This window comes from Caballeronia sp. KNU42 (assembly GCF_053760385.1).
Genome location: NZ_CM132388.1, coordinates 3,192,011 through 3,217,092, shown reverse-complemented (window position 1 = coordinate 3,217,092; position 25,082 = coordinate 3,192,011). Strand labels below are relative to the sequence as shown.

Genomic DNA, 25,082 nt, shown 5'->3' with positions numbered 1-25,082 from the left:
TCAGAAAACGTTCGAACCCCACTACAGATACAATGTTGGGTTATTTCAGCCTGTTTGGAGCCATGTGAATCATGAATCCGTCCCTCGAAACTGTCGCCCCGAAATCCGCCGCAGAGCGCCGCCCGTACACGCGCGGCGCCGTGTTGCCTGCCCTTTTGCAACAGCGCATTCTCATTCTCGACGGCGCGATGGGCACCATGATCCAGCGCTACAAGCTCGACGAAGCGGCATATCGTGGAGAACGTTTTGCCGATTATCCCCGCGATATCAAGGGCAATAACGAGTTGTTGTCGATCACGCAGCCGCATGTGATTCGCGAGATTCACGACCAGTATCTGGCTGCCGGCGCGGACATTCTGGAGACGAACACCTTTGGCGCGACGACCGTAGCGCAAGCCGATTACGGCATGGAATCGCTCGCGGTCGAGATGAACATGCAGTCGGCAAAGCTGGCGCGCGAGGCTTGCGACAAGTACTCGACGCCGGACAAGCCGCGCTTTGTCGCGGGCGCGATCGGACCGACGCCGAAGACCGCGAGCATCTCGCCGGATGTCAACGATCCGGCCGCGCGCAACGTGACCTTCGACGAACTTCGCCAGGCCTATTACGAGCAGGCAAAGGCGCTGATGGATGCGGGCTGCGACCTGTTCCTGGTTGAAACCATCTTCGATACCTTGAACGCGAAGGCCGCGTTATTCGCGCTTGATCAGCTGTTCGAAGACACGGGAGAACTGCTGCCGATCATGATCTCGGGCACCGTCACCGATGCTTCCGGGCGTATCTTGTCGGGGCAGACGGTCGAGGCGTTCTGGAACTCACTACGTCATGCGCGGCCGTTGACGTTCGGCTTGAACTGCGCGCTGGGCGCGGCGCTGATGAGGCCGTATATCGCCGAATTGTCGAAGCTCTGCGACACGTATGTCTCGTGCTATCCGAACGCCGGCTTGCCGAACCCGATGAGCGATACCGGCTTCGATGAAACGCCCGACGTCACGTCCAGCTTGCTGAAGGAGTTCGCGCAAGCGGGCCTGGTGAATCTGGCGGGCGGGTGCTGCGGGACGACGCCGGAACATATCGCGGAGATCGCGAAAGCACTGGCCGATGTGAAGCCAAGGAAGTGGCCGTCGCATTATCGGGAAGCTGAAACCGAAACGGTTTGATTCGCTGTTTCCCGCTGTTTCCTACTGGAACTGATCAATGGCCGCCGTCAAAAAACTGACGATCACCGGATACAAATCGATACGTGAATTGCGTGACTTCGAGTTGCGCAACCTGAACGTGTTGATTGGGGCCAATGGGGCAGGGAAATCGAACTTTATTAGCTTCTTTCGGATGCTGGCGGAGATCGTTGGGAAGCGATTTCAGTTGTTTGTGGGGGTTCAGGGGCCGGATGCGTTGCTTCACTACACGCGAAAGCTGACAACCGAAATCACTGCTGAACTCGTATTTGACGGAAACGGCGACGCCTATACGTTCACGCTCATTCCAACGCATGACAACCGGCTGATTTTTGCGAATGAAGACATTCGGTTCGATTTTGGGCCTGATGGTCTATTAGCTTCCAATCTTGCGGGTGGACTTGCAGGCGGTCCCGGCACGGGGCACTCTGAATCGAAAATCGTTGATGAAGAGCCGCCATTCATCCGACGCGTTATAAGCGATCTTCGTGTGTACCATTTCCACGATACCGGCGAGAACGCGAAGGTAAAGCAGCAACACGCCCCATTCGACACACTGCGCCTGCAAGTCGATGGCGCAAACCTAGCCGCCTACCTTGGTCTATTGCGGACTTCATACCCGGACCACTACCGAATGATCGTGGAGACAATCGGACTTGTTGCCCCGTTCTTCGATGACTTCGTTCCGGCCCGCGAAGAAAGCAAACTGGTTCAACTGGAGTGGCTGGAAAAAGGAAAGCCCGACGTGGTGTTCAACGCCCACGCGCTATCTGACGGCACGCTTCGCTTCATCTGCCTTAGCACGCTTTTGCTGCAACCGTGGGACTTGATGCCGGATACCATCCTCATCGATGAGCCGGAACTTGGTTTGCATCCGTACGCCATCGTTATCCTCGCCGATCTGCTCAAGCGCGCGGCCGAGCGAAAGCAAGTAATCGTCTCCACCCAATCCGTGGAATTGATGAACTTGATGGAACCGGCGGATATCGTCGTCGTGGACCGGGAAGACGGCGCGTCGACGTTTCATCGTTTGGATGCTGAACGTCTTAAAGGTTGGCTGGAAGACTATTCGCTCGGCGAGCTTTGGAATCAAAACGTGCTGGGTGGGAGACCGTCCTGATGACCCGTTTATTTATCATCGGCGAGGGTCCAACCGAAGAGGCTTTTGTAAAAGCGGTGTTGGCACCGGTCCTCCGGTTATCCAACATCTTCGCCAAGCCTTTGCTCATGGAAACGTCCCGTGGGCATTATGGTGGCGGGCTCAATCTCGATCGCACGAGACGCGCCGTCAGAAACGCGCTGCAGGAGCATAACGACGCGTACATAAGCACGATGTTCGATCTCTACGCTCTCGATACGTCTTTCGCAGGTGTCCTTGAATCAGTCAGCTTTGCGCCATCAAAGCGCGCCGCGCACATTGAACATCTGTTGCATGCAGACATTGTCGCGCGCGTTGGATGCCGTCCGGAGCGCTTTATCCCACACGTCCAGCCGCACGAATTCGAGACGTTGTTGTTCTCGGATATCGGCAAGCTCTGCGACGCGGAGCCGGAATGGGATAAGCATCGCACGGTACTTTCAAAGATCCGCGCCGATGTCGCGAACCCCGAATGGATCAACGACTCTCCCCAGACGGCGCCATCGAAGCGCCTCGAAATTCTCCGTCCTCGTTACAGAAAGACAACACACGGCCCAGCGAGCGCGATAAGAATCACGCTCGATAAAATCCGCGAACAGTGCCCGCATTTCCGGCAGTGGTTTGAACGACTGCTGCAAATCGGCGCGCAGCCATTGGCCGCCCGTCTCCCAGAATTTACAAGCTAAAGCCCAGCCCATGACCGATCACACCATGCGCCTTTCCGGCCTCGAGCCGTTCAACGTCACCGACGGTTCGCTTTTCATCAACGTGGGCGAGCGGACCAACGTGACGGGATCGAAGGCGTTCTCGCGCATGATCCTCAACAACCAGTTCGACGAAGCGCTGGCGGTTGCGCGTCAGCAGGTTGAGAACGGCGCGCAGATCATCGACATCAACATGGACGAAGCCATGCTCGATTCGAAAGCGGCCATGGTTCGCTTCCTGAACCTGATCGCGTCCGAACCGGACATCTCACGCGTGCCGATCATGATCGACTCGTCGAAGTGGGAAGTGATCGAAGCGGGTTTGAAATGCGTACAGGGCAAGGCGGTCGTGAACTCGATCTCGCTGAAGGAAGGCGAAGACGCGTTCCGACACCATGCCACGCTGATTCGCCGTTATGGCGCCGCCGCTGTCGTGATGGCCTTCGACGAAGACGGCCAGGCCGATACCTACGAACGCAAGACGCAAATCTGCAAGCGCTCGTACGATTTCCTCGTGAACGAAGTGGGCTTCCCGCCGGAAGACATCATCTTCGATCCGAACATCTTCGCGATCGCCACGGGCATTGAAGAGCACAACAACTACGCCGTCGACTTCATCAACGCCACGCGCTGGATCAAGGAAAACCTGCCGCACGCGAAGATCAGCGGCGGTGTGTCGAACGTATCGTTTTCGTTTCGCGGCAACGACCCGGTGCGTGAAGCCATCCACACCGTGTTCCTCTACCACGCGATTCAGGCGGGCATGGACATGGGTATCGTGAACGCGGGTCAGCTCGGCGTGTACCAGGATCTCGATCCTGAGTTGCGCGAACGCGTGGAAGACGTGGTGCTGAATCGTCGCGATGACGGCACGGATCGCCTGCTCGAAATCGCCGATAAATTCAAAACCGGCGCCGCGAAGAAAGAAGAGAACCTCGAGTGGCGTAACCAGGGCGTCGATCAACGCCTCGCCCACGCACTGGTTCACGGCATCACGAACTTCATCGTGGAAGACACCGAGGAAGTCCGCGCGCGCATTGAAGCCGAGGGCGGGCGCCCGATCAACGTGATCGAAGGGCCGTTGATGGACGGCATGAACATAGTCGGCGACCTGTTCGGCGCGGGCAAGATGTTCCTGCCGCAAGTGGTCAAGTCGGCGCGCGTGATGAAGCAGGCCGTGGCGCATTTGATTCCGTATATCGAGGAAGAAAAGAAGCGCATGGCCGATGCCGGCGAAGACGTCCGGCCAAAGGGCAAGATCGTGATCGCGACCGTCAAGGGCGATGTGCACGACATCGGCAAGAACATCGTTTCCGTCGTGCTCCAGTGCAACAACTTCGAAGTCGTCAACATGGGCGTGATGGTGCCCTGCGCGACCATCCTCGCGATGGCGAAGGAGCAAGGCGCGGACATCATCGGCTTGTCGGGGCTGATTACGCCGAGTCTCGAAGAGATGGCTTACGTCGCGTCGGAAATGCAGCGCGACGACTATTTCCGCGGCAAGCAAACGCCGCTGCTGATCGGCGGGGCAACGACCTCACGCGTGCATACGGCCGTGAAAATTGCCCCGCATTACGATGGTCCGGTGGTCTATGTGCCGGATGCGTCGCGGTCGGTATCGGTGGCGTCGAGCCTGCTGTCCGACGATGGCGCGAAGAAATATCTCGAAGACCTCAAGACCGACTACGAACGCATCCGCACGCAGCACGCGAACCGCAAGGCGACGCCGATGGTCACGTACGCCGAAGCCCGCGCGAATAAAACGAAGCTCGACTGGGCGAGTTACGAGCCGAAGAAACCGACGTTCATCGGACGGCGCATCTTCAAGAATTACGATCTGGCGGAGCTGGCGAATTACATCGACTGGGCGCCGTTCTTTCAAACCTGGGATCTCGCGGGCCCGTATCCAGCCATTCTCAACGACGAGATCGTGGGTGAATCCGCGCGACGCGTCTTCTCCGATGGCAAGTCGATGCTCTCGCGCATCATCCAGGGCCGGTGGTTGCAGGCGAACGGCGTGGTGATGCTGCTGCCGGCGAACACGGTGAACGACGACGACATCGAGATCTATACCGACGATACCCGCACGCAAGTCGCCATGACATGGCGTAACTTGCGCCAGCAAACCGTGCGTCCGATCGTCGATGGCGTGCAGCGTTCCAACCGCTCGCTCGCGGATTTCATTGCGCCGAAGGACTCGGGCGTGGCGGATTACATCGGCATGTTCGCGGTGACGGCGGGCCTCGGCGTGGAGAAGAAAGAAAAGCAGTTCGAAGCCGATAACGACGACTACAGCGCGATCATGCTGAAGGCACTGGCCGATCGTTTTGCTGAAGCCTTCGCCGAAGCGCTGCATGCGCGGGTGCGCCGCGAACTGTGGGGTTACGCGGCAGGCGAAACGCTCGACAACGCCGCGATGATCGAAGAAAAGTACCGCGGCATTCGTCCGGCGCCGGGTTATCCGGCATGTCCGGATCACCTGGTGAAGCAGGACATGTTCGACGTGCTGCAAGCGAACGAAATCGGCATGACGGTGACCGAGTCGCTCGCCATGTTGCCGGCGGCGAGCGTGTCGGGGTTCTACATCGCACATCCTGAAAGCACGTACTTTTCGGTTGGAAAAATCGCCGACGATCAGGTGGAAAGCTTCGCGCAACGCATGGCGATTTCGAAGAACGACGCCGAACGCGCACTGGCGCCCTTACTCTAGGCAAAAATCAGGCGCGAGCAAATACCGGGAATCACAAAGCCGCAATATTGGCGAAGTCTATTACGGTTATTTTGACTTTCCTTACACTCGGAGGAGTGCAAAGGCCGCCATGGCGGCGGTCACGCATTCCTTCACTCGTCACGGAGAAAGTCGAACATGATCAAGCTGACGCCTGTCCTCGCCGTCGCTATTGCTGTGCTGTTCACGTCGGGAAGCCCGGCTGCCTTCGCGCAGGGCAACGCCAAGCCGGGTACGGGCGCAAGCTCGAGCACCGCGTCGAGTTATTCGCCGCCTATCCAGGAGCACAAGAAAAAGCCCCGCAAACCCCGTGCGAAAAAAGGCGCGAGCGCGCCGGCAGCTGGAGCCGGGCAATAAAACGCTGCGGCTCCATATTCATCGGAACAAAAAAACCCGCATCGGCGACGAGGCGGGTTTTTTTAATACTGACTCACTGGTTCGCGTCAGGCTAAGTCAGCGAGCACATACCGCCGCGCCACCCCAGGCTTACACGCCCCACAAGATGTCGCCGTCTGCCTGATGGGCCAAACGCATCATGTCGAGGAAGGGGTATGCGCGCTGCGCCAGTCCGACGGGAATCTCGTGCGGTTCGTGGCCGGGCTCGCCTTCGTGGAAGTGGCCGTCGTGCTCGGCGCGTTCCTGCTTGTCCACTGCAACCGCCGATTCCAGCTTCTGGATGCATTCAGGCAGTTCTTCATGCGTAATGACGCCGCGCTCGCCAAGCCGCTTGCCGATGATGCCAAGCAGGTAATCAGCAAGGTTGTCGAGCATCTGAACGTCCGGTGCAGCTCTGGTTTTGAATGTGATCAGCATGGCAAGGTCCTCTCCTTATGTTGGCTTCTTGTGGCTAGTGAGCGACATACGCCAAGCGCGGTAACAGCTCAGGCCGCTACCTCACACGCCGGCGCATTGTTTTAATTCCTGACTTGTTTCCCCGACTAGACCCTGATTCGACATATTAGCACCTGCTAAAATCCCGATTTACCCGAGCAAATGTTGCGCCGGTTACAAAACCCCGGTTTTGGCGTTATGGCTGCAACCGGCTCCGGATATACCTCCGGACGCGCATACACAGACGTGGGTTGCATCTCGACCGAGTGTCCGAAATCCGTTCCCGCTCAAAACGAGCGTAATGGATTGAAACGGGACCGAAACATTCGGGCAGGCGTCACGTCGGCGTTTGATGCTCGATCGCACTTTTTGCCGCGTTCTCAGTGAGCGCGTGGATTGAAACCAACAAATAAATAAGCAAACAATTACCGGATCTGGGAATCAGCATGCTGCCCGCACAAAAACATACACTCGAAACGCTGCTCGCCGACGCGGTCAGGCAAGTCGTACAGGCGTCGCAAGGCGCATCGGAAGCGAATTTTGTCGCGCCGGTCATCGTGCTCGAGCGCCCGAAAGTCGCGGCGCACGGAGATGTTGCATCGAACGTGGCCATGCAGCTCGCCAAGCCGCTGCGGGCCAATCCGCGCCAACTCGCGCAGCAGATTGTCGATGCCGTGCTCGCGTTGCCGGCAGCTCTTGGCCTGGTCGATGCAGCCGAAGTCGCCGGCCCGGGCTTCATCAACTTGCGCTTGGCTGCAGCGGCGAAACAGGCCGTGGTGCCTGCGGTGATTGTGGAAGGTGCCCGCTACGGCTACAACGCCCGCGACGAAGGCAAACGCGTGCTGATCGAATTCGTTTCTGCCAACCCGACCGGGCCGCTGCATGTCGGCCATGGACGTCAGGCCACGCTCGGCGATGCGCTGGCGAACCTGCTCGGCACGCAAGGCAACGCGGTGCATCGCGAGTTCTACTACAACGACGCCGGCGTGCAGATCGGCAACCTCGCCACGTCCACGCAATTGCGCGCTCGTGGCTTCACGCCAGACGACAAGGAATGGCCGGAGAACGCGTACAACGGCGAGTACATCGCGGATATCGCACGCGACTATCTGGCCGGCGCAACGGTCGCGGCCAAGGATGGCGCGCCGGTGAAGGCGAAGGGCGATGTGGACGATATCGACGCTATTCGCGTCTTTGCCGTCGCGTACCTGCGCCACGAACAGGATCTGGACCTGACCGCATTCGGCGTGAACTTCGACCAGTTCTACCTGGAGTCGTCGCTGTATAACGAAGGCCGTGTGCAAGCTACCGTCGATGCGCTCGTCGCCGCAGGCAAAACCTACGAACAGGACGGCGCGCTCTGGCTGCGCACGACCGACGACGGCGACGACAAGGACCGCGTGATGCGCAAGTCCGACGGCACGTACACGTATTTCGTGCCGGACGTCGCGTACCACGTGGCGAAGTGGCAGCGCGGCTTCACCAAGGTCATCAACGTGCAGGGCTCTGACCACCACGGCACCATCGCGCGCGTGCGGGCGGGGCTGCAGGGGCTTGGCATCGGCATTCCGAAGGGCTATCCCGACTACGTGCTGCACAAGATGGTCACGGTCATGCGCAACGGCGTGGAAGTGAAGATCTCGAAGCGCGCGGGCAGCTATGTGACGGTGCGCGACCTGATCGAATGGTCGGGCGGCATGACGCCGGGCGAGGAAGTCGCGCCCGATCAGATCGATGAAGACACCATTCGCCGCGGCCGCGACGCCGTGCGTTTCTTCCTGATCTCGCGCAAGGCCGACACGGAATTCGTCTTCGATATCGACCTGGCGCTCAAGCAAAGCGACGAAAATCCGGTGTATTACGTGCAGTACGCGCACGCGCGGATCTGCACGATCCTGGGCGACTGGAAAACGAAATACGCCGGCAATGCAGAGACGCTGCCGAACGTCGATTTGTCGCCGCTGTCGAGCGAACGCGCGATGGCGTTGCTCAACAAGCTCGCCGAGTATCCGGACATGCTCTCGCACGCAGCAGACGAACTCGCGCCGCACGCGGTCGCGTTCTACCTGCGTGACCTCGCGGGCGAATTCCACTCGTTCTACAATGCGGAGCGCGTGTTGGTGGAGGAAGACGGCGTGCGCAACGCGCGTATCGCATTGCTTGCCGCTACGCGGCAAGTGCTCGAGAACGGCCTCGCGCTGATCGGCGTGTCCGCCCCCGTCAAGATGTAATTTCCATGCCGGGCACTTCCGCCGCCCCGGGCGTGTCATATGCCCGGCGCGCGTATGAAGTGCGAAGACGGCTGACGGCCGGTAAATGACTTAACGCAACACCGCGCAACGCCAAACCGCGCTTAAGGCCGCCGTTATAATCGACGGCCATTCAGAAGACTTTTTGCAGGTTATTCATACGATGGCAAAACCACGCAGCACGTCGAAGCAGTCGAAGCAAACCGGGGGCACTTTTCTCGGTATCGTGCTGGGCTTGATTGTCGGCCTTGCAATTGCAGTCATCGTGGCGCTGTACATCACGCGCGCGCCCACGCCGTTCGTCGCGAAGGTCGCGCCGGCTCCAGCCGACGCGGTCTCCGCGCCCGCCACGGGACAGCCGTATGACCCGAACCGGCCGCTCCAGGGCAAGACGCCCGGCCAGGCCGTGCCGCAAGCGGCTCAGCCCGCGCCGCCGAACACCGCGCCCGGGCAGACGAACAACCAGACGCAGTCGTCCGGCGTGCAGGATGAGCCGGAGATCCTGGAAGTGCCGCCGTCGGCTGCGAACGGTACGGCTGTCGCGCCGAAGCCGGCCACTGTGCCGCCGGTTGCGAACGCGCCGGGCGGCTCGTCGAGCGCCACGCCTGCGAAGAAGCCGGCTGAGACGCAGGCTTCATCGACGGCCAAGGTCACGCCGCCCGCACCCGGCGACGCGAACACGGGCTATTTCCTGCAAGTTGGCGCGTACAAGACCCAGGCGGATGCAGAGCAGCAGCGCGCACGACTCGGCTTCCAGGGTTTCGAGTCGAAGGTCACGCAACGCGATGCCGGTAACGTCACGTATTTCCGCGTGCGGATCGGACCGTTCACGAAGTTCGAGGACATGAACAACGTGCGCCAGCGGCTTTCCGATGCCGGCGTGGACACTGCGGTCATCCGCTTCTCCAAGCAGTGAATGCGCAGTAGACCCCGCAGCCCGCGCGGCCTTTGGTTAAAGGCTGGCGCGGGTTGATAGCATGAGCGGCGAGCGCCACTGAGCAATGGCAGACAGTGGCGTGGTCTATGAAGGCATGGCCGTAGTAACGGCCCGGCCAGGCAGGTTTAAGCCTCCTTTAAGCGTCGTGTGTTCCCCTTTCGCGTCTCCACGCCCTTTCTCGGTCATTATGAAAAAATTCTTCAGCGCCCTCGCTCTGTCCCTCGGCCTCGCAGCCGGTACCCTGAGCGCCATGAATGCGGCGCACGCATCGCCGGCAGCGCCCGTCGCGGGCACCGACTATACGGTGCTGCAAGCTGCGCAGCCGGTGGACGCGCAGGGCAAGATCGAAGTGATCGAATTCATGTGGTATGGCTGCCCGCACTGCAACGAATTCGACCCGTATCTGGAAGCATGGATCAAGAAGCAAGGTCCTGATGTCGTCTTCAAGCGCGTGCCGGTTGCGTTCCGCGATGACTTCATTCCGCATTCGAAGATGTACCACGCACTCGACGCACTCGGCCTCGCCGACAAGCTGACGCCCGCCGTGTTCAACGAGATCCACGTGAAGAAGAACTACCTGCTGACGCCGGAAGCGCAGGCTACGTTCCTCGCCACGCAAGGCGTCGACAAGAAGAAGTACCTGGACGCATACAACTCCTTCTCGACGCAAAGCGATCTGCAACGTGATACCAAGCTGATGCAGGACTACAAGATCGACGGCGTGCCGACGCTCGCCGTGCAGGGCAAGTACGAAACGGGTCCGGCCACCACGAACAGCCTGCCGGGCACGATCCAGGTCCTCGATTTCCTCGTCGCCCAGATCCGCGCGAAGAAGATGTAAAGGCGTGAGCGCCGCCATGAAGGACACGCCGGGCAATGGCAGGGATGCCGAGCTAGCCCGGCTGAGAGTTTTTATCACGGGCGCATCCAGCGGCATTGGCCTCGCGCTCGCCGAGGAATATCTGCGGCGCGGTGCGGTGCTTGGCCTCGTTGCCCGTCGTGGCGACACTCTTGCGGCATTCGCCGCGCGCTTCCCCTCCCATTCCATCTCGATCTATCCGGCCGATGTCCGCGACGCCGCCGCGCTTGGCCACGCCGCAGCGCAGTTCTGTGCGCAGCATGGCGGCGCCGATGTGGTGATCGCCAACGCCGGTGTCAGCCGCGGCGCGCTGACCGGTCATGGCGACCTCGATACCTTTCGCGACGTGATGGATATCAACTACTTCGGGATGATCGCGACGTTTGAGCCGTTTGTCGCCCGCATGGTCGCGGAGCGGCGCGGAACACTGGTTGGCATCGCGAGCGTGGCGGGCATTCGCGGCTTGCCGGGTTCGGGCGCGTACAGCGCGTCGAAATCGGCGGCGCTGAAGTATCTCGAAGCGTTGCGGGTGGAGATGCGGCCGAAGGGGGTATCGGTGGTGACTATTGCACCGGGTTATATCCGTACCGCGATGACCGAGCACAATCCGTATCCGATGCCCTTCCTGATGGACGCTAATGTATTTGCCGCCAAAAGCGCCGATGCGATCGCGAGGAAAGTCCGGTTTGCGACGTTTCCCTGGCAGATGCGCGTAGCCGGCGCGCTGCTGCACGTAGTGCCGCGCTGGCTGTATGACCGCCTGATGGAGAAGGCGCCGAGGAAACCGCGCGCGGGGGAATGAGACGTCGGGCTTTGCCTCGAGATCCAACACCCCTGCGGCGCCTGCTAGCTGCTCCCTTGGGCAGCGGCCATCAGAGTTGGTTTCGTCAATCAGATCAGCGTTTCGACAGACAATTAGTATCTCCGGACGGCGCGGCGCCTCACTCGCGCGAACGTCGCTGCCCAGTAGTCAATTACGCCTGGCTCTATCGCATGAGCGAAACGCGATGTCCTGTGTGTGCGTTATCGGCAGATCGAAGAGCGGGTGCGTACCATAGACCAGAGTCATAAATGACCGAGAGTAGCTTCGAACATTGCTTCATGGAAATTGACGGACAGCCGTTCCTTGCACTTACCTAAGCTTTTTCGACTTACCTGCATGGGTCCGATTGCCGATGTCGACTGGATATGCGTACCGCCGCACGGGATCACTTTTCCTTCGCATTCCCAATAACGCGCATCGGAAAATTGTTCATGCGCATACACGCGCACTGCGCTTCCACGCGACACCAGCGCATTGGCAAGCCGCTCGATCTCAGCCACTTCTTCGGCGGTGAATCGATCGGCGATTCCGAAATCAAATCGTGCGGCATCGGGCCGGATATGACACCCCAACGTCGCAGCAATGGCATCCGGCCGCACTTCCATCACCCCGAGATAAAGAAGATGCGATGCCGTGTGGCTAAGTGACAGCCGGGCCCGCCGCAACCGGTCAATGCGCACCACCACCTGCTGGCCCGCTGTGAGCAGCGCCACGAGCGCCATATCGTCATCGTGAACGACATGTTCGATGATTCCATCCACCTGGATGTCAGGAAAATCCGGGATCAGTGCCCGATTTCCGTACATCCTCCGCACATGAACAAAGCGGATCTGATGGCCATCGGGAAGGACGATCACTCCCTGATCGGCATCCTGCCCGCCTCCCTCGGGATAGGCCACGGTTGCGTCGAGTTCGACATGGTTTCCGTCCACCTTCACAACTTGAGCGATGCACTCCACTAAAGACGGATCGTCGTAATACCGCTTCTGTGTTTTCCGATTCAGAGCAAACATGATTTTTCTATCGCTGCGGTGAGGAGCTGGTTGCATATATCGCGGCATTGCGGCCCGCGGGTAATCTGGAGTTGAGTTTTCAGCGTGACGATGGATCCTGTCGCGATCTCCTCCTTGATGACGCAATGAGGGCCGATCAAATCATCGGAGAGTGTTTCATCCATGTGATATGGAATGCTTAGGGTCTATTATCGTAAACCGCGCAGCAAACAGCGCTATCAGAAAACTGACCTAAAATGTGTCCCGACAGCAGAGTTGGTGATCGCAATCGAGAGGGGCGCCCCTTGTCTCAAAAAATGGCCGAGGCAAAAGATAAGTTAATTCGCGAGGCGACGGTGGGCACGTTTCGGATCACGTTGCTGCCACAGCGTGCATACGAGGCATCCTATTACCCTGACACATCCACAATCGGATTCGCCTTTGAAAGTCAATCCGGTGTCCACGCGTTCGCAAGCGACAGGGTCAAGCCATTTCGTACCAAGCCCAACAGCCTCGCTTTTGTGCCAAGCGGTTGCGAGGTCTTTTCTTCTTCAACAAGAGGCGGGGAGTATCTGCTCATCTCGAACGACAATGATTTGAAAATCGGCCGGATCAAGTCCCGGCAGTTCAATGATGTGATAGACCCGGCCGCCATCGCAGCGGCACATGACATCCGAAGCGCGCTTCTGGGCAACGTCCTCGCCGCCCTATCGATCGAGGAGAAGGTGATGGAGCTGTTCGACCGGGTTCAGCTCGAGCTCGCCGGTTCTTTGAGCGAATCCGTCGCTACCCGCTGGATGACATCGGCGCGCCTCAAAATAATCGACGACTTCATCGACGCAAACATCAGCCGGGAGCTGAGCGTCCAGGAAATGGCTGCGGCAGTGGGACTGTCAGAAGGATTCTTTATTCGCACGTTCAAAGCCGCGGCTGGAAAGAGCCCGCATAGCTATCTCATTGATCGGCGTCTTGCGCAGGCCCGCTTGCTGTTGCGCACGTCCAACCACGATTTGCGCGAAGTCGCGCTCGCTGCGGGTTTTGCCTCCCACGCCCACATGACGGCTGCTTTTACGCAACGGCTAGGCATTGCCCCGAGCCTTTTGCGCAGAGACATCAAGCGAGATGAGGAGCTTGCGCGGCAACCCGAATGAGCGCGCCTGGAGCGGAAAATAAAAAACCCGGCGAGGTCAGCATCCGCCGGGTTTCTGCTAAAAAATGACGCTGGCTAAAACGCGATGAACGGCGAATTTCCGTTGGAGTTAATGCCGAAATAAACATTTCGGCCGAAGAAGAACGGCAAGCCGAAGTCGAACAGCGTCGGAAACGAGCCAATGCTGCCGGCCAGTCCATTAAGCGCATAGTTCGTACCGCTGGCGGCCAGCGTCTGCGCGTTCAGGACCGTGAAGTTCACCGTGCCTGTCGTTACTCCATTTACCCCGGTAACGGTCGCAGAGAGCGCTTGCGCACTCGTCGGACAGTAGAAGTCGGTAAACGTCGATTTACAGGTCGGTAATGAGCTGTCGGTGAAGAACAGGCCGTTCGAACCCGAATCCACAATGGTCGTCACCGACGAGCCCTTATAGGTGCCGATCAAGTTGCCAAAATCCGTCGTGCGATACGACGTCACGCCAGTCAGCGCGTTGTTGCTCTGCGTGCCGATCCCGAATACCAGCGTGCCTGTCGCAGAAGCCGCCGACGTCGCGACCGACGGCAATTGCACGATCACCCCGTTGTTGTCCACCGCGAACTTCGTAACCGGATTGACCACCTGCTGGGCAAGCGGCACGGCAATGGCCGAGCAGTTTGTCCCGTTCGGGCACGAATAGTAGTTGCTGGTCGCGGCGTTCGTACAGTCCACACCGCAATCGGTCGCCGCCACACCCACGCCGAGAATCCCGTTCGCGCCCAGTTGCCGCGAGGTGCTCTCGTTGCTGCCGTTGATACAGCCATTGAGCGGCACCGTGGAATCGGGCAAATCGCCCACGACCTGGATCGGAATGCCGCTCGCTGTTTCGCCGCCGATCTTCACATCGGCGGTACGCACGGTGCCCCAGGTGAAGCCATCGGCGAATTGCGTGCATTCCGCCAGTTGACCATTGCTCGTCGACTGGGCCACCGGCAAGCTGCCCAAAATCTGCGTGGCAGCGTCGCTGGCCAGCCGCAAGCCGTACGAACCGGTATCAAGCTGAATGTTGTTGATGGTCTGGCACGTATTCGTGCCGGGCGCGCACACCGTCACCGATACGTTCGGGATATTGACGAAGTTTTGAGCACCGGGACCGACGGTGATAGACACCGTGTTCGACGCTGTTGATACGACCGGCGTGCTATTGCTGCCGCTACCGCTGCTACTGCTGCTGACAGAACTGCTGCCTGAATCGCCGCCTCCGCCGCCGCAGGCAGCGAGTAACACCGACACGCTCAGCACGGCAAGCCACCGGAACAAGCCCGAACGCGAGGTCGGATTGGACGAGGAAATCGTCGGACGCATAATAAAAGTCTCCGTCCGTTATTGGATGTCGCTGGGGCTGACGCCCGCGGGCAAGGACTGCGGCAGGTAGGCCTGCCCGGCAAATGCACCCATGTGGCCGCCTGAGCGGACCACCAGCGCGCTGCCTGCCACGCTGACAGGTCCGCGGCCGCCGCCGTTGGCGCGCTGATTCTGGATACCTTGCACGTATTGAGGGAAATAGCTGCCGAGCAAGGTCGGCAGGTCGGGAATTCTTCGACCTTGCCACGCAATGCCAAACACCACGCCGTCCGTGCCGACATACTCGTTCACCACCGTCCCGACGGCGAGCGTCGTGGTGCGCACGGTGTAAGAACTGGCCGTAGCACCCGCTGCCGAAGCAACCGCGGAAACTGCCGCATGCGACACGGCGTTGCTCACGGTGGCGTCGGCGGGCGGCGTCATTGGCGCGCCGCCAAGCACGGCATAAGCCGGCGATACAGCTAGCAAGCTCAATGTCAGCCCTGCTGCCAGGCTAGCGAGCGCCGTTGCGCGCCGCAAGCTAAATGAAATGATCGAAGTGTTCACTTCGGCTCCTTCGTTTCGATTATCTCAATATTCGCTATTTTGCCTTCTGCAACGTCCGCGCCACAAAAGTTAATAAGAAAGCGCTGTCAGTATGCCAGCCGATTGAGTCGGAACCGGGAAAACAACGGCTCGTACAAACGCGGATGGTCGAGCGCCGCCGAATACTTTCAGGGGGCTGACGCCGCAGGAAGCGGCTCGACGCGCGCAAGCGCCGGCATCTGCGCATGCACCTGCGCAGCGCCAGGCCCGCGCGCGTCGAGCGTTCGTATGGTCAGAAACCGAGACTGGCGAGCAGATCGTCGACTTGAGTCTGGTCCTGGACTACGTCGGTGCGGCCTTCCGGATTGATCTGCGGACCGTTCAGCAACGTATCGGACACGCTCGATGCCGCCGCCAACGCCGCTGCCTGTGCCGCAAATTGTTCCCGCCGCTCGGGCGCAATGTTCTCCAGCAGCACGCCGAGCAATTGCTGCTCTATCACGTACACCACGTCGGTAATCTTCTTGATCACCTGACCGGTCAGATCCTGGAAATCCTGCGCGAGCATGATTTCGAGTAACTGCGTGTTGGTCGCGACCGTGTGCACCGGCACTTGTTGCAAAAAGCCCCGGGTGTCGGCGAGCAAGGTCTTCACTTCCGCTTTCTCGAGCGGCGCGCCATACCATTGCTCCCAGCGCGCATCCAGCGCCTGTGCGTCACGCTGCATGTTCTCCTGCAGCGGCTTGGCCAGCTCGATGGCGTTGAGCGCCCGCTCGGCGGCCTGCTCCGTCATCGTGGCGACGTACTTCAGGCGGTCGCGCGCGTCCGGCACCATCTCGGCGGCGGCTTCCACTTGTTTGTCGAGGCCGAGTTCGCGCATGGAATCGCGCAGGGTCCGCGTCAGCTGGCCGATGCGCGCCAGGATGCGGTCGCTCGATGCATCGCCTTCTTGCTCGACGTCGATAAGCGTCTCGTGGTTTGTCATTTCGTTCACGATCAGCTCCCGGCCTTAGCCATCTTTTCGAGAATCTTCTGCAGCTTCTCGTCGAGGGTCGCCGCCGTGAACGGCTTGACCACGTATCCGCTCGCGCCAGCCTGCGCCGCGGCGATGATGTTTTCCTTCTTCGATTCCGCCGTCACCATCAGCACGGGCAGATGGGACAGCGCGGCGTCGGCGCGAATTTGCTTGAGCATTTCGAGGCCATCGAGGTTCGGCATGTTCCAGTCGGAAATGACGAACTCGAAACCACCGCCACGCAGGCGCGCAAGACCGGCCGCGCCGTCTTCAGCTTCATCGACGTTGGAGAAACCCAGCTCCTTCAGCAGGTTTCGCACAATCCGCCGCATCGTCGGGAAGTCATCGACGACCAAAATCTTCATGTTCTTGTCCACCATCACTGCTCCTTGTGTTCCTGTGTTTTCTGCAAGCGGCGCATCGCGCCGCGTTTTCTATCCAAATTCTGCCGGCGTCGATTAAACGCGCTGCGTGCGTTCACCCATTGAACTGAGCCGCGTCATCACGCGCCGGGTCATTTCCGCCAGCGGCGCGATCTCGCTGACGCCGCCTGTTGCGATAGCCTCGCGCGGCATGCCGAACACCACGCAGCTCGCTTCGTCCTGCGCGAAGGTGTAGGCGCCCGCTTGCTGCATTTCCAGCATGCCCTGCGCGCCGTCGCGGCCCATGCCGGTCAGGATCACGCCGAGCGCATTCTTGCCGGCGTTCTGCGCGGCGGAGCGGAACAGCACATCGACCGAAGGACGGTGGCGGTTGACCGGCGGGGCATCGGAGAGATGCGCCACGTAGTTCGCACCGCTGCGCACGAGCACCAGATGGGCGTCGCCGGGTGCGATGTACGCGTGACCCGGCAGTACACGTTCGCCGTGCTCCGCTTCTTTCACCGCGATCCGGCACAGGCCATTAAGACGTTGTGCAAACGACTTCGTGAAGCCCGGCGGCATGTGCTGCGCGATCATCACGCCGGGCGCGTCGGGCGGCAGCGGCACCAGCAGTTCGCGGATCGCTTCGGTGCCGCCTGTCGATGCCCCGACAATGATCAGCTTCTCCGTACTCACCAGCGGATTGTTCAGGTTCGGCGTGGGTTTCGTGGCCGCTGCCGCACCGCTTGCGCCAGGCGCCGCGTGCACGACGTGAGGCGTCTGCCGCACCCGTGCACGGGCGGCAGCGCGGATTTTATCGGCGAGCTTTTCGGCGTACTCGAGCATGCCGTCGCGAATGCCCACGCGCGGTTTCGTCACGAAATCCACTGCGCCCAGTTCCAGCGCGCGCAGCGTGATTTCCGAGCCGCGCTCCGTCAGCGACGACACCATCACCACCGGCATCGGCCGAAGCCGCATCAGCTTTTCGAGGAAATCGAGGCCGTCCATGCGCGGCATTTCGACGTCGAGCGTCAGGACGTCGGGGTTGTGCTGCTTGATGAGCTCACGCGCGACCAGCGGATCGGGCGCGGTTGCGCACACGTGCATGTCGGGTTGCGAGTTGATGATCTCGGTCATCAGGCTGCGAACCAGCGCCGAATCATCGACGCACAGCACGCTGATTTTCGGTTCCGTGCTCCGGGCCGTTGTCATGCTTCCTCCGCCGTCTTCGTGCGGACGGTTCGCTGCAGGCCGGCTGCGGCACCGAATAATTCGATGCGGGGTTTATCGGTAACGTTGGCTTTGGGCCGGCTGAACATCTCGACACGCGCACGCGCCTTCGCGAGCCGTTCGCTGCGTGCTTCAGGTGTTTGCCGCGCGAGTGCCTGCTCGCGTTCGACCACGCTCGGGTCTTGTTGCGTGATGAGTTTCTTGACCATGGCCTGGCCGGTGCGCGGCATGAACGCGACTTTGCGCGGATACATGCCTTGCAGGTCCTCGGCCACGATGCGAATCTTTTCCAGCGCGAGATACCGGCGCACGAACTCCGAATTGCGATCGCCGATATTGATCGTCGTCATGCCCGCCAGCACCGCGCCGCCGCCGAACACTTTCGCTTCGAAGCGTTCGCGCCGGCCGCCGCGCTTGATCATCTCGTTGATCAGCACTTCCATTGCATAGGCGCCGTAACGCATGGAATCCGAACTGGATTGCGACGCGTCGGAACCGTCGTCGGGCAGCATGAAATGGTTCATTCCGCCAATGCCCGCCGAGCGATCGTGAATACATGCCGCCACGCATGAACCGAGCACCGTGACGAGCACCATGTCTTCGCTCGTCATGTAGAACTCGTTCGGCAACAGCTTCACGCCCGGGAGCTTGAAATGGTTGTCGAAGTAAAGATTCGATGCGATCGGCAAGCCGCTCATGCCAGCTCCCCGGCGAGCGTCTTGCCCGCTTTCTTCGCCGCGGCGAGTGACGCTGCCGCAGCAGCTGCGTCACGCGACAAACCGTACACCGTCTGGCCGCGCAGCTTGAACGCCTGCGTCACATAGGTGAAGTTTTCCGAGTGCCCGGCGAACAGCAAACCGCCCGACTTCATCAGCGGCTCGAAGCGCGCGAGCACTTGCGCCTGCGTGGGTTTATCGAAGTAGATCATCACGTTGCGGCAGAAGATCGCGTCGAACTGGCCGGGCAGCGCGTACTTCGCGTCGGTCAGGTTCAGTTGCTCGAACTTCACCAGCGCGCGCACTTCCGGGCGGATCTTCACCATCCCGGCATGCGCGCCCGTGCCCTTCAGGAAAAACCGCTTCAGGCGGTCGGCCCCCAGTGTCTTCACGGAATCAAGCGTATAGACGCCCGCGTCGGCCTTCTGCAGGACCTGGCTGTCGATGTCCGTTGCAATCACCGAGCAATGGCGCGCGCCGGCGTCGCCAAGTGTTTCCATCAGCGTCATGGCGATGGAATACGGCTCCTCTCCCGTCGATGCCGCCGAACACCACACCGAGAATGGCTGCGGGCGGCCTTTCGCGAACGTGGCGAGAATCGGGAAATGGTGCGATTCGCGGAAGAACGCGGTCAGGTTCGTGGTCAGCGCGTTGGTGAACGCTTCCCACTCGTCGCTATCCGGCTGAGATTCGAGACGGTCGAGATACAGGCGGAACGTATCGATATTGCAGGCGCGCAGACGTCGCGCGAGACGGCTGTACGCCATGTCGCGTTTATGCTCGGACAGCGAAATCCCGGCGCGCCGGTGAATCAGGTCGCGAATGCGGCCAAAATCGGCGCTGGTGAATTCGAAGTCGCGTTCCACTTCCGAACCGTTTCGGGTCCGGTCGCGGGGTAAATCGACGGGCGGGCGCGTTGCCATCATCTAGCCTTTGTTCTGCTGGAACGTGCATCGGCGGCGGCCCGGTACGGGTCTCCGGTCGGGTTCCCATGGGGCGTTGCACCGCGTCTCTTCGACAACCACACGGCCCGTCGCGCTTCATTGAAATGCTCATCAAGGAGCGCGATTCGATGGGCCTGCATGCTGTCTGACACTGCCTTAAAAAGTTTCCCAGTCGCCGGACGCGGCCACTGCGAGCTTTGCTGCGGGCGCTTTCGCGACCAGTGTTGCCGGTGCCGGAGCGGCCGGAGCCGGTGAGGCACTAAGCTTATTAACGGCGCGATTGGCCGCGACGTTAGGCCGCGCGGCAACTTTAATCGCCGGGCTTGCGTTTGAATTTGCGTTCGCATGCGCGCGGGCGACAACCTTCGGTTCGAGTCGCGAGCGCGGATCGCTGGAAGGTGCGTCGCTGCTGACTTGCCAATGGCCGACCACGTCCTTCAGCTTGCGCGTCTGCTCTTCAAGCGACGCCGCTGCGGCAGCCGCTTCTTCAACCAGCGCCGCGTTCTGCTGCGTGACTTCGTCCATCTGCCCGACGGCGCGGCTCACCTGTTCAATGCCTTGCGATTGCTCGTCCGACGCGGCGCTGATCTCGCCCATGATGTCGGTGACGCGGCGCACGGCCTGCACGATTTCGTCCATCGTCTCGCCGGCGCGTGCGACCAGCACGGAGCCGCTTTCCACCTTCGCGGTGGAGTCGCCGATCAGCGACTTGATCTCTTTCGCCGCTGCCGCGCTGCGTTGCGCGAGACTGCGCACCTCACCTGCCACGACGGCGAAACCGCGCCCTTCCTCTCCTGCCCGCGCCGCTTCCACGGCCGCGTTCAGCGCGAGAATGTTGGTCTGGAACGCAATGCCTTCAATCACGCCGATGATGTCGACCACCTTGCTCGAACTCGATGAAATCGCGCTCATGGTGTCCACGACCTGCTCTACCACCTGACCGCCGCGCGACGCAATGTCCGACGCGTTCACAGCCAGTTGCGAAGCCTGGCGCGCGTTCTCGGCGTTCTGCTTCACCGTGCTCGTGAGCTGCTCCATGCTCGACGCGGTTTCCTGCAGCGACGCCGCCTGTTCTTCCGTGCGTTGCGAGAGATCCGTGTTGCCGCTCGCAATCTCGCGCGCGCCGACATCGATGGATTCCGCTCCGTGATGCACCGATCCCACCATCGTGGTCAGGTTCGTGCGCATCCGTTCGATACCCGAAAACAACCGGCCGATTTCATTTGTCTTGTCCGTATGCGCCGACTTCGTCAAATCGCCTTTGGCGATGCGCTCGAAGTGATCGACCGCGTCGTTGATCGGCTGCACGATCATGCCGCCCAGCGCGACACGGGTGGCGATCAACGTGAGCACGGCCAGCACCATCACGCCGACGATCACCTCGATCAGCAGCGTAATGTTCGCCGCCGCGTCCGCGCGCAATTGCTCGGCGTGCTTCTGCGTCAAGTCGGCCGTGATGGCCGTCGCTGCATCGAGGGCGACGAACATCGGGCTGATCTTGGTGTCCGCAATGGCGTGATACGCGGCCATGTCGCCGGCGCGCATCGCTGCGAACTCGGGTTCGACGCCGTCATGCATCAGCGCGTCGCGTTTCGTCACGATGTCGTCGAGCGTGGCTTGCGGCAACATCGGCTTGGGCGTCGACAGGAACAGCTTCCAGCTCTCGTTCGATTTATCGAGCAGGAACTGCCCGCGCTCGAGCACCTTCTTGGCTTCGTCGGCGTTGTTCGCCTCAGTCAGCCCGCGCACGCGGTCGAGCGCCACGCGTGAGCGCAGCAGGTTCGACGACGCGTCGCTGAGCGCGCGCATGGACACCATGTCGCTGTCCGCCAACAGGGAAAGCGAGTTGCCGGCCGAGCGCAGGCCGTTCAGCGACAACGCGCTCACCACTGCCGCAAAGCCGACGAACAGCAGGCCCACGAGCGTCAGCGTGGTACGAATCGACCAGTTCTTAAGCATGTCTTCTTCCCGACCAACGTATTGGTAACCAACTATATGAAGACTCAGGCGGGCACGGCGACGGAGTCGATCAACTCCATCTCCTTGCTCGTCATCAATTTTTCGATGTCCATCAGGATCAGCATCCGGCCATCGACGGTGCCGAGGCCCGTCAAGTATTCGGTCGTGAGCGTCGCGCCGAATTCCGGCGCCGGCATGACCTGGTCGGCTTGCAGCGTGAGCACGTCGGACACGCCGTCGACCACCATGCCGACCACGCGATGCGCGACGTTCAGGATGATCACGACGGTCTGGTTGTCATACTCCACGCGACCCAGATTGAACTTGATGCGCATGTCGACGATCGGCACGATGATGCCGCGCAGGTTGATCACGCCCTTGATGAACGCCGGCGCATTGGCGATGCGCGTGACATTGTCGTAGCCGCGAATTTCCTGAACCTTCAGGATGTCGATGCCGTACTCTTCCGCGCCCAGCGTGAAGACGAGGAATTCCTGTCCTGCCGCTTCGGCCTGGCTGACACGTTGGACGTCACGGCGTTGTACTGCCGAAGTAATCGATTGGATGTCTGCTGCCACGTTAGCCTCCAAAAATTGGTTGGGAGTTCCGACTATCTGTTTAGTGAGTCAGCGCGCCATGCGCCGAGCGGTTTTCACGGTTCAGCGCCGCGACGTCGACGATCAGTGCGACGCGACCGTCGCCCAGGATGGTCGCGGCGGAAATGCCGTGCACCTTGCGGTAATTCGTTTCCAGGTTCTTCACCACCACTTGCTGCTGGCCGACCAGTTCATCGATCAGCATGGCAAAGCGGCGTCCTTCCGACTGGATGATCGTGATGATTCCCTGCGTGGGTTCGGTGCGCGCATCGGTCACTTCAAAGACCTGGTGGAGTGCTACCAGCGGCAGGTACTCGCCGCGAACGCGGACCACGCGCTCGCCGCCGGCAACCGTATAGATATCGTCGGCAACGGGTTGCAGCGACTCCATCACGAAGTTCAGCGGCAGGATGAAAATCTCGGCGCCTACCTTCACCGACATGCCGTCGAGAATCGCCAGCGTCAGCGGCAATACGATCTTCGTGGTCGTGCCACGGCCTTCGCGAGACTGGATCTCGACATGGCCGCCCATCGCCTGGATGTTGCGTTTCACCACGTCCATGCCCACGCCGCGGCCGGAGATGTCCGTGACCTGCTCGGCGGTGGAAAAGCCCGGCATGAAGATCAGTTGCCAGACTTCGTCGTCGGACATTTGTTCGCTGACCTGCATGCCCTGTTTCATCGCCTTCGCGAGAATCTTGTCGCGACGCAGGCCCGCGCCGTCGTCGCTGACTTCGATCACGATGTTGCCGCCGTGATGCGCCGCCGACAGCACCAGCTGCCCCGCCGTCGCTTTACCCGCCGCACGCCGTGCTTCCACGGTTTCGATGCCATGGTCGAGCGAGTTGCGCACGAGGTGCGTCAACGGGTCGATGATGCGTTCAATCAAGCTCTTGTCCAGCTCCGTTGCCTGTCCGAACGTGACGAGTTCGACTTCCTTGCCGAGCTTTCCGGCGAGATCGCGCACGAGGCGCGGGAAACGGCTGAAGACGTAGTCCATCGGCATCATGCGGATGGACATCACCGCTTCCTGCAGGTCGCGCGCATTGCGTTCGAGCTGCGCCATGCCGTTGAACAGGCGGTCGTGCAAGGCGGGATCGAAGGTGCTCGTGGTTTCGGCGAGCATGGCCTGCGTGATCACCAGTTCGCCGACGAGGTTGATCAGTTGATCCACCTTCTCCACACCCACGCGGATGGAACTGCCTTCCGCGGCAGCCGGCGCGGCTGCCTTCGCTTTCTTGTCGCCTTCCGGCGCCTTCGGCGCTTCGGACGGTTCCGTCACCGCCGGGCTTGCGGATATCTTGGTGCGGGACTCGGCGGCAGCAGCAGAGACTGCCGCCGGTTCCGTCTTCTCAGGTGCGGGTGCTTTTGCTGCCACCTCGTCTAAGTCTTCCTGCTCTGCAGCAGCTTGCGACCCGCCAGCAGGCGCCGCATCGGCTGCATTGCCGCGGCTCACCGCGATCTGCGCTTCATCGATCACGAAACAGCACACGGCGACGATATCGTCAGAGGACACATCCGAGTCGAGCCACAACGTCAAATCACTACCCGACTTCAATTCCCCGACGACAGTACCCAGGTTTCCAAGCTCCTCAGTCAGCAGAGCCTGGTCCTTCTCCCCCACCCCCCGTAGCGTAATTTTCAGGTGAGGACCTTCTTGCCCGGCGCTTTCAGCACCGTGGCTTGCATCGGGTGCAGCCGGAAACTCGGCCCATTCGCCGTCTTCCTCGACCGCCTCGTTCGCTTGCTCGACGACGTGCGGCGGCGGTTCGTTCGGGCCGAGCGCCAGCGCGACTTGCGCGAGATCCTGCGCGATCGCGGCGGCTTCCGTGAACGACGGCTGCGGCTGCGCAACTTCCGCCGCGGCGACGGCGCCGTCAGCCGGATCGTTGTCCCGCAAGTACTCAAGCTTTGCGCAGATCGCCTTCGCGGCCGCTGCGTCCGGTTCAGCACTGGCGCGATACGCGCCGAGCTGATCCGACAGCACGTCCTTCGTTTCAAGGAACGTATCGATCATGTCGCGACGCAGGACCAGCTCGTTATTGCGCGCCCGATCGAGCAACGACTCGAGGATGTGCGTGGTCTCGGTCAGCGCCGAAAAACCGAACGTGGCCGCGCCGCCCTTGATCGAATGCGCCGCGCGGAAGATCGCACCGAGATCTTCGGGATCGGGGTTCGCCAGATCCAGCGCGAGCAGCAACTGCTCCATGTCCGCGAGCAGCTCGTCGGCTTCGTCGAAGAATGTTTGATAGAACTGCGTAATGTCGAGTGTCATGCCTGGGTCACCACGGGATGCCTTGTCTGTCGTCGCTATGCGCGTCGTAAAAGCTGATGTTTTCTTCGTGCCTGATGCTTCATGCAAAAACGGTTTGCTTCAGTGCGGGTGTTCCGCTCCCGACAACGTGACGACCAGTTCGGTCAGCATGTCAGGGTCGAACGGCTTTTCGAGCCAGCCGGTCGCGCCCACTGCGCGCGCGGCGGCTTTGAAGGGCTCGCCCGACTCGGTTGTCAGCACGAGGATCGGCGTATTCGCATACGCACGATGCCCGCGCAATTTTCCGATCAGCTCCAGGCCGCTCATTGCCGGCATGTTCTGGTCGGTGATCACGAGATCGAACTGTTCGGCGAGCGCCGCTTCGTACGCTTGCGCCCCATCTAAAGCCACCACCACGCGATACCCCGCCGCGACAAACGTCGCCGAAAGGATTTGCCGCATGGCAGCCGAGTCGTCGACAGCCAGAATGTTCTTGATCATGATGTTTGCAGCCCTCTGTCCGATGTTCTTGTCGTGCCTCTGGTGCTCTC

Annotated in this window: 23 protein-coding genes and 1 pseudogene; 10 read left to right on the top strand and 14 right to left on the bottom strand. The window is 60.7% G+C overall.

The annotated features are described in order from the left end of the window. Nucleotides 1–71 precede the first annotated feature (71 nt). The 5 genes and pseudogenes from ACSOSP_RS14510 to ACSOSP_RS14490 all read left to right on the top strand — a co-directional run bounded on the left by ACSOSP_RS14510 (nt 72) and on the right by ACSOSP_RS14490 (nt 6,105). Nucleotides 72–1,160: a homocysteine S-methyltransferase family protein gene (locus ACSOSP_RS14510; RefSeq protein ID WP_455307699.1), complete on the top strand. Its 1,089-nt coding sequence runs from the start codon at nt 72–74 to the stop codon at nt 1,158–1,160. A gap of 37 nt (nt 1,161–1,197) precedes the next feature. Next, complete coding sequence (locus tag ACSOSP_RS14505; protein ID WP_455307697.1) at nt 1,198–2,298, top strand: AAA family ATPase; 1,101 nt, start codon at nt 1,198–1,200, stop codon at nt 2,296–2,298. Then, nucleotides 2,298–3,002 carry a DUF4276 family protein gene (locus tag ACSOSP_RS14500; RefSeq protein ID WP_455307695.1) on the top strand — a complete coding sequence of 235 codons (705 nt, stop codon included), beginning with the start codon at nt 2,298–2,300 and terminating at the stop codon, nt 3,000–3,002. The genes ACSOSP_RS14505 and ACSOSP_RS14500 overlap by 1 nt, the downstream gene beginning before the upstream one ends. Before the next feature lie 4 nt (nt 3,003–3,006). Then, nucleotides 3,007–5,730, top strand: a pseudogene (gene metH / locus ACSOSP_RS14495) (methionine synthase); the annotation flags it as partial. A 156-nt stretch (nt 5,731–5,886) separates the two neighbouring features. Beyond that, complete coding sequence (locus ACSOSP_RS14490; RefSeq protein WP_455307693.1) at nt 5,887–6,105, top strand: hypothetical protein; 219 nt, start codon at nt 5,887–5,889, stop codon at nt 6,103–6,105. Nucleotides 6,106–6,234: 129 nt separating this feature from the next. On the opposite strand, the gene ACSOSP_RS14485 is transcribed toward ACSOSP_RS14490, so the two are convergent. Then, the gene (locus ACSOSP_RS14485; protein ID WP_455307691.1) at nt 6,235–6,561 is read right to left on the bottom strand and encodes a DUF1840 domain-containing protein; all 327 of its coding nucleotides are present in this window, start codon (nt 6,559–6,561) and stop codon (nt 6,235–6,237) included. Between the two features lie 464 nt (nt 6,562–7,025). Between ACSOSP_RS14485 and argS the strand changes: the two genes are divergently transcribed. The 4 genes from argS to ACSOSP_RS14465 all read left to right on the top strand — a co-directional run bounded on the left by argS (nt 7,026) and on the right by ACSOSP_RS14465 (nt 11,426). Beyond that, on the top strand, nt 7,026–8,810 hold the full coding sequence (gene argS, locus ACSOSP_RS14480; protein WP_455307689.1) for an arginine--tRNA ligase: 1,785 nt from the start codon (nt 7,026–7,028) through the stop codon (nt 8,808–8,810). A 181-nt stretch (nt 8,811–8,991) separates the two neighbouring features. Beyond that, nucleotides 8,992–9,744 (top strand): SPOR domain-containing protein, encoded by a 753-nt coding sequence (locus ACSOSP_RS14475; protein WP_455307687.1) that lies wholly within the window; start codon nt 8,992–8,994, stop codon nt 9,742–9,744. 208 nt (nt 9,745–9,952) lie between these two features. Then, entirely contained in the window at nt 9,953–10,606 is a 654-nt protein-coding gene (locus ACSOSP_RS14470; protein ID WP_455307686.1) for a thiol:disulfide interchange protein DsbA/DsbL, read from the top strand. A 16-nt stretch (nt 10,607–10,622) separates the two neighbouring features. Then, on the top strand, nt 10,623–11,426 hold the full coding sequence (locus tag ACSOSP_RS14465; protein ID WP_455310973.1) for an SDR family oxidoreductase: 804 nt from the start codon (nt 10,623–10,625) through the stop codon (nt 11,424–11,426). A 263-nt stretch (nt 11,427–11,689) separates the two neighbouring features. Here ACSOSP_RS14465 and ACSOSP_RS14460 read toward each other — a convergent pair whose 3' ends face one another. Beyond that, nucleotides 11,690–12,460 (bottom strand): alanyl-tRNA editing protein, encoded by a 771-nt coding sequence (locus tag ACSOSP_RS14460; RefSeq protein ID WP_455307684.1) that lies wholly within the window; start codon nt 12,458–12,460, stop codon nt 11,690–11,692. Beyond that, complete coding sequence (locus ACSOSP_RS14455; RefSeq protein ID WP_455307682.1) at nt 12,448–12,624, bottom strand: hypothetical protein; 177 nt, start codon at nt 12,622–12,624, stop codon at nt 12,448–12,450. Before ACSOSP_RS14455 ends, ACSOSP_RS14460 begins: the two co-directional genes overlap by 13 nt. Before the next feature lie 120 nt (nt 12,625–12,744). Between ACSOSP_RS14455 and ACSOSP_RS14450 the strand changes: the two genes are divergently transcribed. After that, nucleotides 12,745–13,590 (top strand): helix-turn-helix domain-containing protein, encoded by an 846-nt coding sequence (locus ACSOSP_RS14450; protein WP_455307680.1) that lies wholly within the window; start codon nt 12,745–12,747, stop codon nt 13,588–13,590. A gap of 74 nt (nt 13,591–13,664) precedes the next feature. Here the strand turns inward: ACSOSP_RS14450 and ACSOSP_RS14445 are convergent, their stop codons facing one another. The 11 genes from ACSOSP_RS14445 to ACSOSP_RS14395 all read right to left on the bottom strand — a co-directional run bounded on the left by ACSOSP_RS14445 (nt 13,665) and on the right by ACSOSP_RS14395 (nt 25,032). Further along, on the bottom strand, nt 13,665–14,930 hold the full coding sequence (locus ACSOSP_RS14445) for a DUF3443 domain-containing protein (RefSeq protein WP_455307678.1): 1,266 nt from the start codon (nt 14,928–14,930) through the stop codon (nt 13,665–13,667). Between the two features lie 18 nt (nt 14,931–14,948). Further along, the gene (locus tag ACSOSP_RS14440) at nt 14,949–15,476 is read right to left on the bottom strand and encodes a DUF2844 domain-containing protein (RefSeq protein WP_455307676.1); all 528 of its coding nucleotides are present in this window, start codon (nt 15,474–15,476) and stop codon (nt 14,949–14,951) included. A gap of 271 nt (nt 15,477–15,747) precedes the next feature. After that, nucleotides 15,748–16,440, bottom strand: coding sequence for a protein phosphatase CheZ (cheZ, locus tag ACSOSP_RS14435; RefSeq protein ID WP_455310971.1), 693 nt, complete (start codon nt 16,438–16,440; stop codon nt 15,748–15,750). 11 nt (nt 16,441–16,451) lie between these two features. Beyond that, on the bottom strand, nt 16,452–16,847 hold the full coding sequence (cheY, locus tag ACSOSP_RS14430; RefSeq protein WP_455310969.1) for a chemotaxis response regulator CheY: 396 nt from the start codon (nt 16,845–16,847) through the stop codon (nt 16,452–16,454). Between the two features lie 81 nt (nt 16,848–16,928). Continuing rightward, nucleotides 16,929–18,044: a protein-glutamate methylesterase/protein-glutamine glutaminase gene (locus ACSOSP_RS14425; RefSeq protein WP_455307674.1), complete on the bottom strand. Its 1,116-nt coding sequence runs from the start codon at nt 18,042–18,044 to the stop codon at nt 16,929–16,931. Beyond that, a complete protein-coding gene (gene cheD / locus ACSOSP_RS14420) occupies nt 18,041–18,760 on the bottom strand; it encodes a chemoreceptor glutamine deamidase CheD (protein WP_455307672.1) in 720 nt (239 codons plus the stop codon). Before cheD ends, ACSOSP_RS14425 begins: the two co-directional genes overlap by 4 nt. After that, entirely contained in the window at nt 18,757–19,704 is a 948-nt protein-coding gene (locus ACSOSP_RS14415; protein ID WP_455307670.1) for a CheR family methyltransferase, read from the bottom strand. The genes cheD and ACSOSP_RS14415 overlap by 4 nt, the downstream gene beginning before the upstream one ends. A gap of 174 nt (nt 19,705–19,878) precedes the next feature. Further along, nucleotides 19,879–21,681 (bottom strand): methyl-accepting chemotaxis protein, encoded by a 1,803-nt coding sequence (locus tag ACSOSP_RS14410; RefSeq protein WP_455307669.1) that lies wholly within the window; start codon nt 21,679–21,681, stop codon nt 19,879–19,881. A gap of 44 nt (nt 21,682–21,725) precedes the next feature. After that, nucleotides 21,726–22,259 carry a chemotaxis protein CheW gene (gene cheW / locus ACSOSP_RS14405; RefSeq protein ID WP_031357095.1) on the bottom strand — a complete coding sequence of 178 codons (534 nt, stop codon included), beginning with the start codon at nt 22,257–22,259 and terminating at the stop codon, nt 21,726–21,728. Nucleotides 22,260–22,299: 40 nt separating this feature from the next. Beyond that, nucleotides 22,300–24,552, bottom strand: a complete 2,253-nt coding sequence (cheA, locus tag ACSOSP_RS14400) for a chemotaxis protein CheA (RefSeq protein ID WP_455307668.1) — start codon at nt 24,550–24,552, stop codon at nt 22,300–22,302. A 99-nt stretch (nt 24,553–24,651) separates the two neighbouring features. After that, a complete protein-coding gene (locus ACSOSP_RS14395; protein ID WP_455307666.1) occupies nt 24,652–25,032 on the bottom strand; it encodes a response regulator in 381 nt (126 codons plus the stop codon). Nucleotides 25,033–25,082: the final 50 nt, after the last annotated feature.